Source organism: Pseudomonas thivervalensis (assembly GCF_001269655.1).
GTDB classification, from domain to species: domain Bacteria; phylum Pseudomonadota; class Gammaproteobacteria; order Pseudomonadales; family Pseudomonadaceae; genus Aquipseudomonas; species Aquipseudomonas thivervalensis.
On the sequence record NZ_LHVE01000015.1, the window covers coordinates 77,708 to 96,065 of the forward strand.

The 18,358-nt window shown below is 62.4% G+C and carries 17 protein-coding genes; 6 read left to right on the top strand and 11 right to left on the bottom strand.

Features of this window, described 5'->3' with window-relative positions; genetic code table 11:
- Positions 1-63 precede the first annotated feature (63 nt).
- Positions 64-960, top strand: coding sequence for a GlxA family transcriptional regulator (locus AD659_RS21815; protein WP_173667209.1), 897 nt, complete (start codon positions 64-66; stop codon positions 958-960).
- A gap of 189 nt (positions 961-1,149) precedes the next feature.
- Here the strand turns inward: AD659_RS21815 and zapE are convergent, their stop codons facing one another.
- The 3 genes from zapE to AD659_RS21830 form a co-directional block, all read right to left on the bottom strand.
- Positions 1,150-2,244 (bottom strand): cell division protein ZapE, encoded by a 1,095-nt coding sequence (zapE, locus tag AD659_RS21820; RefSeq protein WP_053124993.1) that lies wholly within the window; start codon positions 2,242-2,244, stop codon positions 1,150-1,152.
- 102 nt (positions 2,245-2,346) lie between these two features.
- Positions 2,347-3,702 (bottom strand): tryptophan--tRNA ligase, encoded by a 1,356-nt coding sequence (locus AD659_RS21825; RefSeq protein ID WP_053124995.1) that lies wholly within the window; start codon positions 3,700-3,702, stop codon positions 2,347-2,349.
- Between the two features lie 24 nt (positions 3,703-3,726).
- Positions 3,727-4,356: an alpha/beta hydrolase gene (locus AD659_RS21830; RefSeq protein ID WP_053124997.1), complete on the bottom strand. Its 630-nt coding sequence runs from the start codon at positions 4,354-4,356 to the stop codon at positions 3,727-3,729.
- A 148-nt stretch (positions 4,357-4,504) separates the two neighbouring features.
- On the opposite strand from AD659_RS21830, the gene AD659_RS21835 reads away from it, so the two are divergent.
- Positions 4,505-4,942, top strand: coding sequence for a Z-ring associated ZapG family protein (locus AD659_RS21835; protein ID WP_053124999.1), 438 nt, complete (start codon positions 4,505-4,507; stop codon positions 4,940-4,942).
- A gap of 287 nt (positions 4,943-5,229) precedes the next feature.
- Here the strand turns inward: AD659_RS21835 and AD659_RS21840 are convergent, their stop codons facing one another.
- The 8 genes from AD659_RS21840 to ehuR all read right to left on the bottom strand — a co-directional run bounded on the left by AD659_RS21840 (position 5,230) and on the right by ehuR (position 14,823).
- On the bottom strand, positions 5,230-6,615 hold the full coding sequence (locus tag AD659_RS21840; RefSeq protein ID WP_053125001.1) for an aspartate aminotransferase family protein: 1,386 nt from the start codon (positions 6,613-6,615) through the stop codon (positions 5,230-5,232).
- A complete protein-coding gene (locus AD659_RS21845) occupies positions 6,612-8,099 on the bottom strand; it encodes an NAD-dependent succinate-semialdehyde dehydrogenase (RefSeq protein WP_053125003.1) in 1,488 nt (495 codons plus the stop codon). Before AD659_RS21845 ends, AD659_RS21840 begins: the two co-directional genes overlap by 4 nt.
- Positions 8,100-8,229: 130 nt before the next feature.
- A complete protein-coding gene (locus tag AD659_RS21850) occupies positions 8,230-8,709 on the bottom strand; it encodes an Lrp/AsnC family transcriptional regulator (protein ID WP_053125005.1) in 480 nt (159 codons plus the stop codon).
- 189 nt (positions 8,710-8,898) lie between these two features.
- On the bottom strand, positions 8,899-9,900 hold the full coding sequence (gene doeB, locus AD659_RS21855; protein WP_053125007.1) for a N(2)-acetyl-L-2,4-diaminobutanoate deacetylase DoeB: 1,002 nt from the start codon (positions 9,898-9,900) through the stop codon (positions 8,899-8,901).
- Positions 9,901-9,903: 3 nt separating this feature from the next.
- Complete coding sequence (gene doeA / locus AD659_RS21860) at positions 9,904-11,094, bottom strand: ectoine hydrolase DoeA (RefSeq protein WP_053125009.1); 1,191 nt, start codon at positions 11,092-11,094, stop codon at positions 9,904-9,906.
- A gap of 40 nt (positions 11,095-11,134) precedes the next feature.
- The gene (locus tag AD659_RS21865) at positions 11,135-12,127 is read right to left on the bottom strand and encodes a cyclodeaminase (protein WP_053125011.1); all 993 of its coding nucleotides are present in this window, start codon (positions 12,125-12,127) and stop codon (positions 11,135-11,137) included.
- A 22-nt stretch (positions 12,128-12,149) separates the two neighbouring features.
- Entirely contained in the window at positions 12,150-13,121 is a 972-nt protein-coding gene (gene eutB / locus AD659_RS21870; protein WP_053125013.1) for a hydroxyectoine utilization dehydratase EutB, read from the bottom strand.
- A gap of 307 nt (positions 13,122-13,428) precedes the next feature.
- Positions 13,429-14,823 (bottom strand): MocR-like ectoine utilization transcription factor EhuR, encoded by a 1,395-nt coding sequence (gene ehuR / locus AD659_RS21875; protein WP_053125015.1) that lies wholly within the window; start codon positions 14,821-14,823, stop codon positions 13,429-13,431.
- A gap of 290 nt (positions 14,824-15,113) precedes the next feature.
- Between ehuR and ehuB the strand changes: the two genes are divergently transcribed.
- The 4 genes from ehuB (at position 15,114) to ehuA (ending at position 18,233) form a co-directional block, all read left to right on the top strand.
- Positions 15,114-15,968, top strand: a complete 855-nt coding sequence (gene ehuB, locus AD659_RS21880; protein WP_053125017.1) for an ectoine/hydroxyectoine ABC transporter substrate-binding protein EhuB — start codon at positions 15,114-15,116, stop codon at positions 15,966-15,968.
- 83 nt (positions 15,969-16,051) lie between these two features.
- Entirely contained in the window at positions 16,052-16,711 is a 660-nt protein-coding gene (ehuC, locus tag AD659_RS21885; RefSeq protein ID WP_053125020.1) for an ectoine/hydroxyectoine ABC transporter permease subunit EhuC, read from the top strand.
- Positions 16,708-17,364: an ectoine/hydroxyectoine ABC transporter permease subunit EhuD gene (gene ehuD / locus AD659_RS21890; protein WP_053125022.1), complete on the top strand. Its 657-nt coding sequence runs from the start codon at positions 16,708-16,710 to the stop codon at positions 17,362-17,364. Before ehuC ends, ehuD begins: the two co-directional genes overlap by 4 nt.
- The gene (gene ehuA, locus AD659_RS21895) at positions 17,364-18,233 is read left to right on the top strand and encodes an ectoine/hydroxyectoine ABC transporter ATP-binding protein EhuA (protein WP_408003292.1); all 870 of its coding nucleotides are present in this window, start codon (positions 17,364-17,366) and stop codon (positions 18,231-18,233) included. Before ehuD ends, ehuA begins: the two co-directional genes overlap by 1 nt.
- Positions 18,234-18,358 lie beyond the last annotated feature (125 nt).

Here is an 18,358-nt window from a genome sequence, read left to right on the forward strand (position 1 = left end):
AGCATCCTGGCCATCGACCGGGTCTTCGCCTCCACCCTCATGCAAGCCAAGGATTTTTTCCACCTGGCCAGCCTGCGCTACGGCAAACAACTGGGCCACGGCCTGACGCCGGCGTTTGAAACCCGGTTGGTCAGCCCCGATGGCAAACCGGTGAACAGCTTCAGCGACGTGATCATGCCGGTGGACGGCGGCCTGGAAAATACCGACGTCATCATCCTCCCGGCCTTCTGGGATGATTTCGCCAGCCTCTGCCAACGTTACCCCCAGGTCCTGCCCTGGCTGCGCGAACAACACGCTCGCGGCGCAGTACTCTGCGGCGAAGCCACCGGGGTGTTCTGGCTGGCCGAAGCCGGACTGCTCGACGGCAAGGAAGCCACCACCTACTGGCGTTTCTTCAACGCCTTCAAGGAGCGTTTCCCCCAGGTGCACCTGAACCAGGACAAACACCTGACCGACGCCGACAACCTGTTCTGCGCTGGCGGCACCACGTCGGCCTGCGACCTCTACATCTACCTGATCGAACGCTTCTGTGGCGCCAACGTGGCCCAGGCCGTGGCGCGGGATATCCTTTACGAAGTGCAACGCAGCTATTCGCCAGGACGGATCGGCTTCGGCGGGCAGAAGCTGCACCAGGACGTGATCATTCTGCAGATCCAGCAATGGCTCGAAGAGCACTTCGCCGATAAATTCCGCTTCGAGGACGTTGCCCGGGAACATGGCATGAGCATCCGCAACTTCATGCGCCGCTTCCAGACCGCCACAGGCGACAAACCGCTGCATTACCTGCAACGGCTGCGGATCGAAACCGCCAAGGGCCTGCTCTCCGGCAGCCGCAAGAGCATCAAGACCATCAGCTACGAAGTCGGCTACGACGACGCGAGCTTTTTCGCCCGGCTGTTCCGGCAACATACCGACCTGTCGCCGAACCAGTATCGGCAGCAGTTTCAGCAGGCGGCGTGAACCGGAGCTGAATGCAATCCAGTGTGGGAGCGAGCCTGCTCGCGATAGCAGTGTGTCAGCCAGCACTGATTTTGACTGACACACCGCTATCGCGAGCAGGCTCGCTCCCACAGGGTTATGTTGTGAACTCTAGAATTTCAATCGTAAAAAAGGCCTGCAATCGCAGGCCTTTTTTGTGTTCCGAATCCCCTACGGCTTATGCGCCCGCGACAGGAATTCGTGGGATTGCATCTCCAGCAAGCGACTCAGGGTCCGCTGGAATTCGAAGGTCAGGCGACCGCCGGTGTAGAGGTCCTTGAGTTCGACTTCGGCCGAAATGATCAGCTTCACGTTACGGTCGTAGAACTCGTCGACCATGTTGATGAAGCGACGGGCGATGTCGTCGGTGGTGACGCTCATCTGTTCGACACCGCTGAGCAACACGGCGTGGAAGATCTTGCCCAGCTCGATGTAGTCGTTCTGGCTGCGCGGGCCATCGCACAGTTCGCGGAAATCGAACCAGGCCACGTCGTCACAGGTGCGGATGGCGCGGATCTTGCGATTTTCGATGATCAGCTCGTCGTTTTCGACCGCTTGGGTGCATTCCGGCGTCAAGGCGCGGAAGCTCTTGCGCAGGCTTTCTTCGGCGGCGGCATCCAACGGGAAGTGGAACAACTCCGCTTGCTCAAGGTGACGCAAACGGTAATCGACACCGCTGTCGACGTTGACGATTTCGGTGTGTTCCTTGATCAGCGCGATGGCTGGCAGGAAACGCGCCCGTTGCAGGCCGTCCTTGTACAGGCCGTCCGGCACGATGTTCGAGGTGGCGACCAGGGTCACGCCGTTCTTGAATAATTCTTCCATCAAGGTGCCGAGGATCATGGCGTCGGTGATGTCGGAAACGAAGAACTCATCGAAGCAGATCACCCGGGTCTCGTCGGAAAAACGCTTGGCGATGATGGTCAGCGGGTTCTTCTCGCCCCCCAGGGTCTTCATTTCCTCGTGCACGCGCTTCATGAAGCGGTGGAAGTGCGTCCGTGTCTTCTCCTTGAACGGCAATGCTTCGAAGAAGGTGTCCACCAGGTAGGTCTTGCCACGGCCAACGCCGCCCCAGAAATACAGGCCCTTGACCGGCGCCTGGTCTTTTTTGCCGAACAGTTTGCCCAACAGGCCCGGCTTGTTGTTCGACGCCGCGACCAGGTCGTCGTACAGGCGCTGCAAATGCCGCACCGCCGTTTCCTGGGCTGCGTCGTGGAAGAACTCCGGGCGTTTCAGATCAGCTTGATATCGTTCTAGGGGCGTCATATTCGTTAGCAAGGCAACAAAAACGGGCCGTCACTGTAGCGATGGCCCAGAAGAATGGCAATCGGCCCTTATTCGGGCCGATGGTCGGGTAACGCGCCGGAATCAGTCCTGGGCAGGCGTCAGGGCAACGCGCAGCGCTTCAATGGCCGCATCCCGTGCGGCGCTGTCGGCGAACGTCGGGCTGTTCGCCACGCATTCACCGTCGAGCCAGACGCTGAAACCCAGGTCGTCGCTGCGTACGTCCAAGGGTTGGCCGGACTGCAATTGCTTGGTCACCTGCCCTGCGGTCTTGCCGTCGGCAAAATTATTCGAGAGCAACAGTTGCTCGCCATCGGCAGAAAGCAGGCGGAAACGGAAACTGCCGTCGTCTTCCCGGAAGCTGACGAAGCGTGCCGCCTTGGTCGCTTTCTTTTTGGTCTGGGTGGCCACCTGGACCTGGCTGACGAACGAACGCAGGCCAACGGCCTCGCGCAGTTCGTTGAGGAACGGCGTTGCCACGGCCCGGGCCTTGCTCGCGCCCAGTTGCAGGATGTCTTCAAGGTCCGATGGGCGCTCGATGAACTGGTGATAACGCTCGCGCGCTTCGCCCAGCTCGCTGTCGAGCAACTGGAACAAACGGCTCTTGGCTTCGCCCCAACCCAGGCCTTGCAGCAATTCGCTGCGGAACTCGGCGGACTGTTCGGCAGTGGCGAAAGCCTGGAACAGGGTGAACAGGTGCGAATTGTCCGGGTCCTTGGCTTCGCCCGGGGCGCGGGAGTCGGTGACGATCCGCGAGATCGCGTCCTTCATGTCCTTGGCGCTGCTGAACAACGGGATGGTGTTGTCGTAGCTCTTGGACATCTTGCGGCCATCGAGGCCCGGCAATGTGGCGACGCTCTCTTCGATCAGCGCCTCGGGCATGGTGAAGAACTCCTTGCCCTGGCCGAACAGGTGATTGAAGCGCTGGCCGATGTCGCGGGCCATCTCCACGTGCTGGATCTGATCGCGACCGACCGGCACCTTGTGGGCGTTGAACATCAGGATGTCGGCGGCCATGAGGATCGGGTAGCTGTAGAGGCCCATGGTGACACCGGCGTCCGGGTCTTCGCCGGCCTCGATATTCTTGTCCACCGAGGCCTTGTAGGCGTGGGCGCGATTGAGCAGGCCCTTGGCGGCGACGCAGGTCAGCAGCCAGGTCAGTTCCGGGATCTCGGGAATATCGGACTGGCGATAGAACGTCACGCGGTCCACGTCCAGGCCGCCGGCCAGCCAAGTGGCAGCGATTTCCAGGCGCGAACGCTGGATACGCAGCGGTTCATCGCACTTGATCAGGGCGTGGTAGTCGGCCAGGAAGTAGAACGAATCGGCGTTGCTGTCGCGGCTGGCGAGAATGGCCGGACGGATGGCGCCGGCATAGTTGCCCAGGTGCGGAGTGCCGGTGGTGGTGATGCCGGTCAGGATACGGGTACGCGTCGTCATGGGTTATCGCTTGTCAGACTGCTGTCAATTCGAGAGGCGCGGCAGGATCAGATCCTTGAGATCGGTCAGCTTGCCATGAAAAAAGTGTCCGCATTCTGCCACTTTCAGCAGCTCATGGGGGCGTTGGAGCGTGTCGGACCATGCGTAAACCAGTTGCGGATCGACCACTTCGTCGGTTTCCGGCTGGATCACGGTCAACTCGCCACCTGTCGGCAAGGGCGACTGCTCGTCCAGGCGCATCACCGCCGGGGCCACCATGAACAGGTGCTTGACCGGCTGCCCCTGGGCTTCCAGGCGCCCACCCAGGCTGGCGGCGACAAAGCCACCGAAGGAAAAACCGAACAGGGTCAGGGGCAATTGCGGGTATTTTTCCCGCAGCCATTGGGCGACCGCCTGGGCGTCGTCCACTTCGCCAGTGCCCATGTCATGCGTGCCGGCACTGGCCCCCACGCCACGATAATTGAAACGCAACGTAACCAGCCCGGCATCCCGGGCGGTGCGTTGCAGGGTCGAGACCACTTTGTTGAGCATGGTCCCGCCCTGCACCGGGTTCGGGTGGCAGATCAGCGCCAGGCCACGGGGGGCCTCGTTGTCCAGGTACAAGGCTTCCAGTTGGCCCACAGGGCCATCGATGACTACAGGGGTTTCGCGCATAAGCAAGGGAAAGAACTCCGTGACCTCGAATAGGGTCGACTCGTCTAGCTAAAAGTCTGTGCCTGGCATGATTGCGATGTTCTTCGCGGTATACAGCGCAGGTCCGAGCCGTTAACGTAAAGCAAAGCCGTTTATAGAGGAAGGACTCGTGGAACACTCGCTCTTAGTTTGGTTGTTGCCGACTCTTGCCCTGGTTGCCGGTGTCGCCATTGGATTCCTGCTTGCCCGACTGCTGCCCAACGCGGTGCCCAACAGCACCCAACGTCAGCTGGACGACATCCAGGAACGTTTCGACAGTTATCAGAATGAAGTGGTCACCCACTTCAACAGCACCGCGTCTCTGGTGAAAAAACTCACCCAGAGCTACCAGGAAGTCCAGGATCATTTGTCCGAGGGCGCCAATCGCCTGGCCCTGGACGAGCAGACTCGCCAGCGCCTGCTGGCCGCCCTGCAAGCCGATTCGGCACAGACGCCACGGGAACGCCTGACCCCACCCAAAGGGATCCAGGAGCCGCCACGGGACTACGCCCCCAAGGCCCCGAATTCACCCGGTATGCTCGATGAGCATTACGGTTTGAAGAAGTAATTTCCAGGCAACACCCAAAAGCCCGCCCGATCGCATGATCGGGCGGGCTTTTTTATTGCCTCAAACTCCACTCACTTCAATGCTTGACCCATTGTGGCGAGGGAGCTTGCTCCCGCTGGGTCTGTAGGAGCTGTCGAGTGCAACGAGGCTGCGATCTTTCCCCAGACGCTTGAATCCCAAGCGAAAGATCAAAAGATCGCAGCCTTCGGCAGCTCCTACAACGCAGCCAGCGGGAGCGAGCTCCCTCGCCACAGGTTATTTGTGTCCTGAAGTATTGTGAACTCAGCTCAAGCCAACACCTCACCCGCCACCTGATCGATAGCCCCTTTGGTGATGTCGACGATCAGGTCTGCATCTTCGCGGGTCAGAATCAGGGGCGGGGCGAAGCCCAGGATGTCGCCGTGGGGCATGGCGCGGGCGATCATGCCGCGCTCCAGGCAGGCGGCCGAGACCTTCGGGCCGACTTTGAGTGCCGGGTCGAACGCGGTGCGCTGTTCACGGTCGGCCATGAACTCCACCGCTGCCAGCATGCCGTCACCGCGCACCTCGCCCACCAGCGGATGCCCCTCGAGCGTTTCACGCAGGCGACGATTGAGGTAACCGCCCACGTCCTCGGCGTTGGTCGTGAGGTTTTCCCGTTCGAGGATGTCAAGGTTCGCCAGCGCCGCCGCCGCGCAGATCGGGTGCCCGGAATAGGTCCAGCCGTGGCCCATGGCCCCTTCGGCCTGGGAGGCCTTTTCAATCACGCTCCAGACCTTTTCCCCGATGATCACCGCCGACAACGGCGCATAGGCACTGGTCAGGCCTTTGGCGGTGGTGATCAGGTCCGGTTTCATGCCGTAGCGCTGGCTGCCCATCTTCGAACCCAGTCGGCCGAACGCGCAGACCACCTCATCGGCAATCAGCAGCACGTCGTATTTTTTCAACACGGCCTGGATCGCATCCCAATAACCGGCGGGAGGAACGATGATGCCGCCGGTGCCCATCAGCGGCTCGCCAATGAACGCCGCCACGGTATCCGGGCCTTCGGCGAGGATCATTTTTTCCAGCTCATCGGCGCAATGACGCACGAAGGTTGCTTCGTCCATCCCCGCCGGGGCCTTGCGATACCAGTGCGGGCAGACGGTGTGCTTGACCCCTTCCACCGGCAGGTCGAAATGCTGGTGAAAGGTCGCCAGCCCCGTCAGGCTGCCGGTCATGATGCCCGAGCCGTGGTAACCACGGTCCCGTGAAATGATTTTCTTCTTCTGTGGCCGGCCCAGCACGTTGTTGTAATAACGCACCAGCTTGACCTGGGTCTCGTTGGCATCGGAGCCGGACAACCCGTAATAGACCTTCTTCATTCCTTCCGGCGCCCAGTCCATGATGCGGCTGGACAGCTCGATGATCGCCTCGCTCGAGTGACCGACGTAGGTGTGGTAGTAGGCGAGTTCCTTGGCCTGCTTATAGATCGCGTCGGCAACCTCGGTGCGGCCGTAGCCAATGTTCACGCAGTAGAGACCGGCAAAGGCGTCGATGAACTCACGGCCTTCATGGTCACGAATGCGAACGCCTGACGCGCTCTTGATGATCCGGCCCTTGAGCGCGCCACTGGCGTGGTCGTGGGCGTGCGTCGAGGGGTGCATGAAATGCGCACGGTCTTGTTCGAACAGCGTATTGAATTCTTGGCTCATGCGGACTCTCCTGGGAACTGGCCTTGATGATGCAGGCAAAAATATTTGGTTTCGACAAAGGGCTCGAAGCCCTCGCTGCCACCCTCGCGACCGAGGCCCGAGGCTTTCATGCCACCGAAGGGGATCGGGTGGCCGGTGAACTTGACGCCGTTGACCGCGACCATGGCGTGGTCGAGACGGCGAATCAGCGGATAAATGACGTCCAGGCGGTTGGAACAAATATAGGCCGCCAACCCATACTCAGTGTCGTTGGCCATTTCGATGGCTTCGTCCAGGGTGTCAAACGGCATCACCCCGGCAATGGGCGCGAAGTTCTCTTCACGGTAGATGCGCATCTGCGGCGTGACATCGGCCAGTACCGTCGGTTGATAAAACAACCCACCCAAGGCATGGGCTTCGCCCCCCACCAGGCGCTGAGCGCCGAGGGCCAGGGCATCGGCGACACGATCAGCGGTCGCATCGAACGCCGCCTGGTGCATCAACGGCCCGACATCCACGTCCTGTTCCTGTCGATCGACCAGGGCCGGCCCGACGCGCAAGGCACGCACCGCCGCGGCGAAACGACTGAGAAACGCCTGGTACACCGAACGCTGCACCAGGATCCGGTTGGCCGCGCAGCAGTCCTGGCCCGAGGTCTGGAATTTCGCTTCCACGGCGACTTTCACCGCCAGCGTCAGGTCGGCATCGGCGCAGACAATGAACGGCGCGTTGCCGCCCAGTTCCAGCGCGACTTTCTTCACATCATGGGCCGCCGCTTGCAACACCAATTTACCGACCCGCGTTGACCCGGTGAAACTCACCGAGCGTACGCGACGGTCCTTGACCAGGGTTTCCATGGCCATTTGCGGCTCGCCCAAGACCACATTGAAGACCCCGGCAGGGAACCCGGCTTCCTCGGCCAGTTGCGCCAAAGCCAGGGCCGAATAAGGCGTTTCGTGGGCCGGCTTGATCACCACCGTGCAGCCGGCGGCCAGGGCGGCGGCGGCCTTGCGGGTGATCATCGCCGATGGGAAATTCCATGGCGTGAGCAGCGCGCACACGCCCACCGGCTCCTTGATCGTACCCAGGTGCGCATTCGGGATATGGCTGGGGATGTTCTGGCCGTACAGGCGCCGGGCTTCCTCGGCGAACCACGGAATGAAACTGGCGGCATAGGCGATTTCGCCACGGGATTCGGCCAGCGGCTTGCCCTGCTCCAGGCTGAGGATGTGCGCGAGGTCTTCGCTGTGTTCGGTGATCAACGCTGCCCAGCGCCGCAGGATCGCGCCACGGGTCTCCAGGCTCTGCTCGCGCCACGCCGGGAATGCGCGATGCGCTGCGTCCACCGCCGCGACGATCTGTGGCTGATCGAGCATCGGCACATGGCCGATGACCGTGCGGGTAGCAGGGTTGTGCACCGCGATGCTCTGGCCACTGTCGCTGTGGACCCAATGGCCATCGATGTAGCAAAGCGCTTTGAACAGCAGCGGATGTTGATAAGGCATGACGTTCACTCCAGACCGTTTGCGTGAATCCATGCTAGGGCAGCGATGCTTGGGTTATCGGGTGTTTGCGCGGGGTCAGACCTTGGTTTTTTTCTGGAAAAGACCTGTTGGAAAGGGTTTTCTGCGGTGCTCAGGAAGATGGCGCCAGCTCCGCCGGCAAGGCCCCCGTGGTCTTGATGGTCTTGGTGACGATGTAGGTGAAATAGCGTTCGATGCCCAGGTCTTCGAGCAGCAGTTGGTCGACGAAACGCTGGTAGGCATCGACATCGGGTGCCTGGATCATCGCCAGGTAATCCACACCGCCACCCGTGGCGTAACAGAACGCCACTTCGGGCGCGGCGATCATGCGTTGCTCGAAACGGCGCATGTCCTGGGCGGTGTGCCGGGCCAGGGTGATTTCCACCAGCACCTGCTGACGCTTGAACACCGCGGCCCAATCGATCTGCGCCCGATAGCCGATGATCAGTCCCGCCGCTTCCAGCTTGCGCACCCGCTCCCAGGCCGGCGTCACCGACAGGTTGATGGCCTCGGCCAGGCTCGACTTGGTGATTCGCCCATCCTCGGCGAGGATCTGCAGGATCTTGAGGTCGTAGCGATCGAGCTTGTGCATGGGCCGGGGCTCTCCAGGAAATTCAAACATCACACCGTCCCCGTGGCGAGGGAGCTTGCTCCCGCTGGGCCGCGCAGCGGCCCCAATGTCAGAGTCGCGATGGCTCAGGCCAAAAAGCGACGACTGCTTCGCAGCCGAGCGGGAGCAAGCTCCCTCGCCACGAGGTGGTGTGTCAGTTGAGGGGCGGTGTCACGCCAACACATCCGCAATCACCACCAGCGTGTCGCCACACTGCACCAACCCGGGAAAGTGCCGGGCCGCCAGCAGGCCGCTGCGGGCGGCGCGGTATTCAACCGGGGCGACGCCGCTGCGGGTGGTGTCATGGATACGCGCCACCACCTCGCCCTGGGTGACGTTTTCACCAAGGTCGCGGCACATCTCCAGCAAGCCATTGTGCTCACTGGCAATGAAACAACTGGCGTCGGGCATGTCGAGCACCAGCGAGGGCTGCAACTCGATCGAGCCTCGCAAAATGCCGGCGTGGATCAGCAGGTTGCGCACCCCACGCTCGGCAATCGCCACGCTGCGGGCGGTCGACGAGCCACCGCCACCCAACTCGGTGGTGACGAACACCTTGCCTTGGGACTCGGCCGCCGTGTCGTACATCGCCCCGGCGTCCAGCTCCAGCATGCGCATGCAATACGGTGCGTTGAACGCCAGCATCCCGGCCTCGCAGCGAGCCTGTTGCTGTTTGTCCGGCAAGACGTGGCAGGCGGCGAACGGCAGGAAGTCCAGGGTCCGGCCGCCGGAATGAATGTCCAGGACAATGTCCGCCAAAGGCAACAAGGTGCGATTGAAATAGTCGGCGATTTTCTCGGTGACGGTGCCGTCCGGCCTGCCGGGAAAACTGCGGTTCAGGTTGCCCTTGTCGATAGGCGAAGTGCGGCGCCCGGCGTGGAAGGCCGGGGTGTTCATGAACGGCACGATGATTACCCGCCCGCTCACGTCTTCGGCAGTCAACTGCTGGGCCAGTTTGCTCAGGGCCACCGGGCCTTCGTATTCATCGCCATGGTTGCCACCGCTGAGCAGCGCCGTCGGGCCGCTGCCGCGCTGGATGACCGTGATGGGAATCATCACGGCGCCCCAGGCCGAATCGTCCCGCGAGTACGGCAGTTTGAGAAAGCCGTGCTGCACGCCTTCGCGGCTGAAGTCGACCGTGGCGCTGATGGGATTGATGGGCAATTCGCTCATGGCTCAATCCTTCACGAACAGTTGACGAGGGACGTTGCACAGCGTCTCGACGCCGGTCTCGGTGATCAGGATGCTCTCGGTGATTTCCAGGCCCCAATCGTCCATCCACAGCCCCGGCATGAAGTGGAAGGTCATGCCTGGTTGCAACACGCTGTCGTCGCCGGGGCGCAGGCTCATGGTGCGCTCGCCCCAATCCGGCGGATAGCTGATCCCGATGGGGTAGCCGCAACGGCTGTCCTTGTGGATGCCGAATTTCTTTAGCACCTTGAAAAACGCCACGGCGATGTCCCCGGTGGTGTTGCCCGGCTTGGCCGCGTCCAGGCCAGCGGCGATGCCTTCGACCACGGCTTTTTCGCCGTCGAGGAAATGTTGCGGCGGCTTGCCCAGGTAAATGGTCCGCGACAACGGGCAGTGGTAACGCTTGTAGCAACCGGCGATTTCAAAGAAGGTGCCGGCGCCCTGTTCGAACGGCGAATCGTCCCAGGTCAGGTGCGGTGCGCTGGCATCGGCGCCGGTGGGCAACAACGGCACGATGGCCGGGTAGTCGCCGCCATGGCCGTCGGCACCGAGGATGCCGCTGCTGTAGATCTCGGCCACCAGTTCGTTCTTGCGCATGCCCGGTTCGATCCGTTCCAGGATCCGGCTGTGCATGTTCTCGACGATGCGCGCGGCGATGCGCATGTAGGCGATTTCCTGGGGCGACTTGACGGCGCGCTGCCAGTTCACCAGGCCCACTGCGTCCACCAGTTTCGCCTCGGGCAGGTGTTTTTGCAGCGACAGGTACGCGGCGGCGCTGAAGTAATAGTTGTCCATTTCCACGCCGATGCTCAGCGCGCCCCAGCCACGGGCGATGATCACCTCGCGGGACAAGTAGTCCATGGGATGGCGCTCGCGGGACTGCACGTAGATGTCCGGGTAGCCGACGATGTTGTCGGCCTGCATGAACACCGTGCGCCTGGCACCGTTGGCATCCTGGCCGCGACCGAACCACACGGGCTCGCCCTCCAGCGCCAGCAGCACGCACTGGTGCACATAGAACGACCACCCGTCATAGCCGGTGAGCCAGGCCATGTTCGACGGATCGGTGACCACCAGCAGCTCCAGGCCCTGGGCCTGCATGGCCGCGCGCACCTTCGCCAGGCGCTGGGCGTATTCCTCCCGTTTAAACGGAAGATTGACGACTATCTCTGACATCCATCTGCCCTCTGATCAATGACGCACGAATGAAAAATGGTTAGCGGCCGAACGCGAAACCCTTGCCCGCCGCCCGTGCCCGCTCGAACGCCAGGTTGGCGATGGCGGTGTCCTGGGCGCCGGTGCCGGTCAGGTCGCAAAGCGTCACTTGCGCCGCATCGGAACGTCCCAGCCGTTGCCCCGCCAGCACCCGCCCCAGCTCCGTCAACGCCAAGTCATCGCGAACGGTGCCCGCCGCCAGGGCGTGGTGCAGTTCGCCGAGCACACGGGTCTGGCTCAGGCGATCGGCGACATAGCAGTCGACGGCCGCCAGGGCTTGCGGGGAAATTTCGTTCTTGTGTTCCGCATCCGACCCCATCGCCGTGATGTGCAGGCCCGGATGCAGATGGCGGGCGTCGATCAACGGTTCGCGACTGGGGGTGCAGGTGATGGCGATGTCCACGCCTTCCAGGGCATCGTCAATGGAGGTGCATGGCGTGACGGCAAGCCCGGTGTCACGCGCCAGTTCCTGACTGAACGCCTTGGCCTTTTGCGCATCGCGCGCCCAGACCCGCACCTCGTCGATGGGCCGCACCAGGCGCAGTGCCTGAAGCTGCAACGCCGCCTGCTCGCCGGCACCGATCAGCGCGACGCTGCGGCTCTCCGCGCGCGACAGGCAACGCGCCGCCACTGCCCCGGCCGCTGCGGTGCGCACGGCGGTGAGGTAACCGTTGTCCAGCAGCAGCGCTTCCAGCAAGCCGGTGCGCGCCGAGAGCAGCATCATCATGCCGTTGAGGCTGGGCAGGCCGAGCTTGGGGTTATCGAAAAAACCCGGGCTGACCTTGATGGCGAAGCGTTCCAGGCCCGGCAGGTAAGCGGTCTTCACATCCACTTCGCCGTTGTACTCGGGGATGTCCAATCGCAGGATCGGCGGCATCGCCACGGCGGCGGTGGCCAGCAACACGAAAGCCTGCTCGATGGCGTCGATGCTGGCCAGGTCGAGGGCCACGCAGCTGCGCAGATCGGCTTCGCTCAATAGGGTGACTTCACTCATGACAGGCTCCGTTAACGGGTTATCAAGCGTTGGCGCCTGCGATCACGCGGGCATGTTGTTCGGTGTCGACGTTGCGCCCGCTGACCACCAGGACGATGGGGCCGCGTGGTTCGACCAGGCCGTCGAGCAGCGCCGCGATACCCACCACGGCAGCGCCCTCGAGCACCAGGCGTTCGTGGTGATAGGCGTGGCGGATGGCATTGGCGATGGAGGCTTCCGAGAGCAGGTGCACGTCATCGCGCAGTTGCCGGGTCATGGCGAAGGTGTAGCGGTTGTCCAGGCCAATGCCGCCGCCGAGGGAGTCGGCCAGGGTCGGCAGTTCTTCGACGTCCACGGGCTGCCCGGCGACGAGGCTGGCGTGCATCGCCGCACCGCGGGCCATGCTGATGCCGTGGACCTGGATCGCTGGGTTGGCACTTTTGAGGGCCAGGGCAACCCCGGCGAACAGACCGCCACCGGACAACGGCACCAGCACCTGGGCCACCTCCGGTTGCTGTTCGAGAATCTCCAGGCCGAGGGTGCCCTGGCCGGCGATGATCGCCGGGTGATCGAAGGGCGGCAAAAAGGTCGCGCCCTGCTCCCGGGCGATGCGCTCGGCTTCACGCTGGGCATCGTCCTGGGACTGGCCGACGATGCACACCTCGGCGCCCAAATCGCGGATCGCCTGCACCTTGTTGGTCGGCACCAGGTTCGACAGGCAGACAATCGCCTTGACGCCCTGTTGCGAGGCAGCATGGGCCAGCGCCCGGCCATGATTACCGGTCGACGCGGTGACCACGCCCCGGGCCTTCTGCTCGGAACTGAGTTGCGCGACGGCATTGCTCGCCCCACGCAGTTTGAAGCTGCCGGTGATTTGCAGGGCTTCCAGCTTGAGATACACCGCCACGCCCATCAACCGCGACAAACTCGGGGAATGCTCCATGGGCGTGCGCCGCAGCAGCGACTCGATGCGCTGGCGAGCGAGATAGATGTCCTGAAGCTGCAACCCTGTCATGACGGCGTCCCGAGCGGATGTGTTGGGCGCAGTCTAAGAGGGCTGGATTGTGGTGATGAATGTACTAGGGCAATTTAGTTTGCGTTCAGTGCCGGTTGGAAGAGGTGAACAAAACCTATGAAGGGCCCCCTACTCCTGTGGCGAGGGAGCTTGCTCCCGCTGGGCTGTGCAGCAGACCCAAATCCATCTAACCAGATGTATCTGAAGACAGTTAACTGTTTTTACGACTGCTTCGCAGCCGAGCGGGAGCAAGCTCCCTCGCCACAAAAGGCACATGCAACTTTGGAGAAGGCCCACTGCTTGCTTATCAGAAATCATGAATCTGCGGGTATTGGTTGAAGATCTCCCGCATGCCGATCAGTGCATGGCGCATTTCGTCATCGCTGCATTCGGCACCGACGCACACCCGCACCGCGCGCGGCCTGGGAGTACCGCGCACGGTAAACGGGTCAGGGGAGGTCACGGCAATGTGCTTGTGCCTTAGCGCCCGAACCAGGCTGTCCACTTCCCAATGAGGCGGGATGCCGACCCAGGCATTCAACGCGTGCGGGTGCTGGCCCAGCAGATGCTCGCCCATGTACTCGGTAATCATGGCTTGGCGTCCGGCCAGCAATTGACGTTGCAGTTGCACCAGCGACTCGGCGCGGCCATCGCGAATCCAGCGGGTGGCGATCTCCGAGACCATAGGCGTGGCCATCCAACTGTTGACCCGCAGGATGCTCTCGGTGCGCAAGGCCAGGCGCTTGGGCACCACCAGGTAGCCGATGCGCAACCCCGTGAGCACCGACTTGGTCATGCTCGTGCAGTAGAACGACAGCTCCGGCAGGTAGTGACTGATGGGCGGCGCCCGGCGCTCGTCCAGCAGCGGGCCGTACACGTCATCTTCAATGATATGCACGCCGAAGCGCCGGGCGATCTCGGCGATTTCCCGGCGACGCGCGTCGGGCATCAGGCTGGTGGTGGGGTTGTTCAGGTTCGGCGTGCACACCAACGCCGTGATGCGCTCGTTGCTGCACATGTCTTCGAAGTGTTCCGGGTCGATGCCATAGCGGTCCATCTCCAGGCCCTTGAGGGTGAAACCCAGTACTTGGGAATTACCGATCACGCCGTGGTCGGTCAGCCCTTCGCAGAGCACCACATCGTCGGGCCCGGCCAGCGATGCGAGGGCCAGGAAAATCCCGTGGGCCGCGCCATTGGTGATCAGCACATCGTTACGGTCGACCTTCAGCCCTTGCCGAGCAATCCATTGCACCGCCGCTTCGCGATGGGATTCGAAACCGGCGATGGGGCGAAACGCGTGAATCCACGGCTGGTCCTCTTCAGTGCTCAGCGCCGCGCAGGTATCCCGCCAAGCCTGGTCATGCTCGCGGGTATGGAGGATGCGGGTGATGGAAAAATCCACCAGGGCCCGCTCGGGGCTGTCGAGAATGTAAGTCGCCACCCGGTCGCTCATGCGCCGCGAGACAAAACTGCCGCGCCCTACTTCGCAACGTACCAGCCCTTGGCGCTCCAGCTCCTTGTAGGCGTTGGTGACGGTCTGCACGCTGATGCCCATGGCGTCGGCCACCTGCCGTTGCGGCGGCAGGCGCTGGTCGTTGGCCAGGCTGCCCTGTTCGATATCGTCGGCAATGGCCTGCACCAGAATCTTGTATTTGGATTCACCACTGCGGGCGAGGTCCAAGGCTGATTTCCACTTATCCATGACAGCTGCAACCGGCGTGTGTAGGGGTGCGCACAGCATTGCGCGGCCATCGCGGCAAAGCAATTGTCCTAGTGCAATACAATCCACGCCGGGGCTTTTGTATGCTCGGTCCAAGGTCGTTATCCAGGCGGGTGCATTGCCCCGACAAAAAGCCGGACCGACCTGTACCGGCGCCACTCCCGATTCCAGGCCACGCCCGGATCCGCCGTAGTACGTTTTGCTCTTGTCACACTGCCTCCTAACACAGAACCGTCCGCTGACGGATCCACAAGAAACAGGAGATTTTATCGATGAGCAATTTTCTTCCCAGCACCCGTGCGCCCTTGCGTCGGCTCTTGTTGACCTGTGCCGTACTGGGCCTGGCCGGCAGTGTTCAAGCGGCCACCCTGGATACCGTCAAAAGCAACAGCAGCATCCGGATCGGCTACGCCAACGAAACCCCGTTCGCCTTCACCGAAACCGACGGCACCGTCACCGGTGAGTCGCCGGAGATCGCCAAGATCATTTTCGCCAGGATGGGCATCAAGCAGGTCAATGGCGTGCTCACCGAATGGGGCTCGCTGATCCCGGGCCTGCGCGCAGGCCGCTTCGACGTGATTGCCGCCGGCATGTACATCACCCCGGCACGCTGCAAGCAAGTGTTGTTCACCGATCCGCAGTACCAGTTGCCCGACGCCTTGCTCGTGGCCAAGGGCAACCCGAAAAAACTCCACAGTTATGAAGACATCGCCAAGCAACCGGACGTGAAGCTGGCAATCATGGCCGGCACGGTGAACCTGGCGTACGCCCGCGATTCCGGGGTCAAGGACGAACAGATCCTCCAAGTCCCCGACACCACCGCTCAATTGCAAGCGGTGCGCGCCGGTCGCGCCGACGCCGCCGTCGGCACGCAACTGACCATGAAAGGCCTGGCCAGCAAGGGCGGCGACAAGGTGGAAGCGATGACCGAATTCAAGGACGACCCGTCCCACATCGGCTACGGCGCCCTGGCCTTCCGCCCCGAAGACAAGGACCTGCGCGATGCGGTCAATGCCGAGCTCAAGAAGTGGCTGGGCTCGGAAGAGCACCTCAAGGCCGTCGCGCCATTCGGTTTCGACAAATCCAACGTGACCAGCAAGACCGCGGCCGAGCTCTGCGCTCAGTAGTCGTCAAGACTGGCGTGCCGAAACGGGCATGACGCGTAGAGCGTGATGCCTGTTCCCTGCTTCATCGGACATCGGGTTGAACCATGGGCGAATTACTTCCGTTATTGATACAAGGGGCCTGGGTCACGCTCCAGGTGACCTTCTTTGGCTCGCTGCTGGCGATTGTCGCGGCGGTACTCGCAGCCCTCGGACGGCTGTCGCCGTGGCGCGCGTTGCGCTGGTTTTCCATTACCTACATCGAAGTGTTCCGGGGCACCTCGTTGCTGGTGCAATTGTTCTGGCTGTTCTTCGTGCTGCCGCTGCCGCCCTTCAACATTGAGCTGAGCCCTTACGCCGTGGCCATTGTCGGCCTGGGCTTGCACATCGGCGCATATGGGGCCGAGGTGATGCGCGGCGCCATCAGCTCGGTCGCCAAGGGCCAATACGAAGCCTGCACGGCGTTGAATTTCAGCGCCTTCACCCGCTTCAAGCGGATCATCCTCCCCCAGGCGTTGCTGGCGGCAATTCCACCGGGCACCAACCTGTTGATCGAGCTGCTGAAGAACACCTCGCTGGTGTCGCTGATCACCTTGTCCGACCTGAGTTTTCGGGCACGCCAGTTGGATCAGGCGACGTTCCAGACCCTGGAGGTCTTCAGCCTGGCGCTGGTGCTGTATTTCATCCTCGCCCAAGCCATCAACTTCGGCATGCGTCACGTCGAGCGACGGCTGAGCCGGGGCCGGATGCGTGGAGGTCTGTCATGACATTGTTCGACTGGTCCTACGCCGCGCAAATCCTGCCGGACCTGCTTCGCGCCTCGCTCAATACTGTGGGCATTACCCTGATCGGCTTCCTGATCGCAATCGTGCTGGGGCTGTTCCTGGCGATTGGCCGGCGCAGTCGCAAGTTCTGGCTGTCGTGGCCGGCCACCGCGGTGATCGAGTTCATCCGCAGCACGCCGCTGCTGATCCAGGTGTATTTCCTCTACTACGTGCTGCCCAACTATGGCCTGAGCCTGACGGCCATGCAAGTCGGCATCCTCGGCATTGGCCTGCACTACGCCTGCTACATCGCCGAGGTCTATCGCAGCGGCCTTGACGCGGTGCCGCGGGCGCAGTGGGAAGCGGTGACGGCGTTGAACATCGCGCCGTACGACGCCTACCGCAACATCATCCTGCCCCAGGCGCTGCGACCGATCGTGCCGCCGCTGGGCAACTATCTGGTGGCGATGCTCAAGGACACGCCGGTGCTGTCGGCGATCACCGTGGTGGAAATCATGCAGCAGGCCAAGAACATCGGTTCCGAGCATTTCCGCTATCTGGAACCGATCACCCTGGTCGGCCTGTTCTTCCTCGCCCTGAGCCTCGCCTTGGCTTATCTGGTACGGCGCCTTGAAACGCGCATGGAGCTACGCTAATGACTTTACCCCTGTCCACGCCCACCGATTTGTCCCGGCGCAGCACGCTGGCGTCGCAGCAGGAGGCCCCGGCCATGCAGATTCCGACACCGTCCCGGCCGATTGTGAGTTTCCAGGACGTGACCAAGAGCTACGGCAGCTTCACCGTGCTTGACCATCTGAACCTGGATGTCGCGCCCGGTGAAAAGGTTGCGATCATCGGCCCGAGCGGCTCGGGCAAGTCCACCCTGCTGCGGGTGCTGATGACCCTGGAAGGCATCGACCAGGGCCAGATTCGCGTCGAGGATGACTCGCTGACCCACATGCCCAATCGCAACGGCGTGCTGGTGCCGGCCAATGACCGGCACATCCGCCGGGTGCGCGGCAAGATCGGCATGGTGTTCCAGAGCTTCAACCTGTTCCCCCACATGACCGCGCTGCAAAACGTTATCGAGGCGCCGGTGCAAGTGCTCGGCATGAACCCGAAAGAAGCCCGCGAGCGCGCCGCCGACCTGCTGGAACTGGTGGGGCTGGGCAACAAGCTCGACCATTACCCGTCGCAGTTGTCCGGCGGCCAGCAACAACGGGTGGCGATTGCCCGGGCCCTGGCGATGCGACCCAAGGTGATGTTGTTCGACGAAGTGACCTCGGCCCTCGATCCGGAGCTGTGCGGCGAAGTGCTGAACGTGATTCGCAAACTGGGGGCCGAACACAACTTGACCATGTTGATGGTGACCCACCAGATGGGCTTCGCCCGGGAATTCGCCGACCGGGTGTGCTTTTTCTACAAGGGACAGATCCACGAACAAGGCACCCCCGCGCAGATCTTCGAAAACCCGCAGCAGGAGCGCACGTGTGCGTTCTTGAGTGCGGTGAAAGAGGCGAATTGAGGCCCGACCCATCACTCAAGTGAACATCATTGTGGCGAGGGAGCTTGCTCCCGCTGGACTGCGCAGCAGGCCCAAATCAGCGAATGCGGTGTGCCAGGAGAATCAAGGCGAATGGTTTCAGGGCT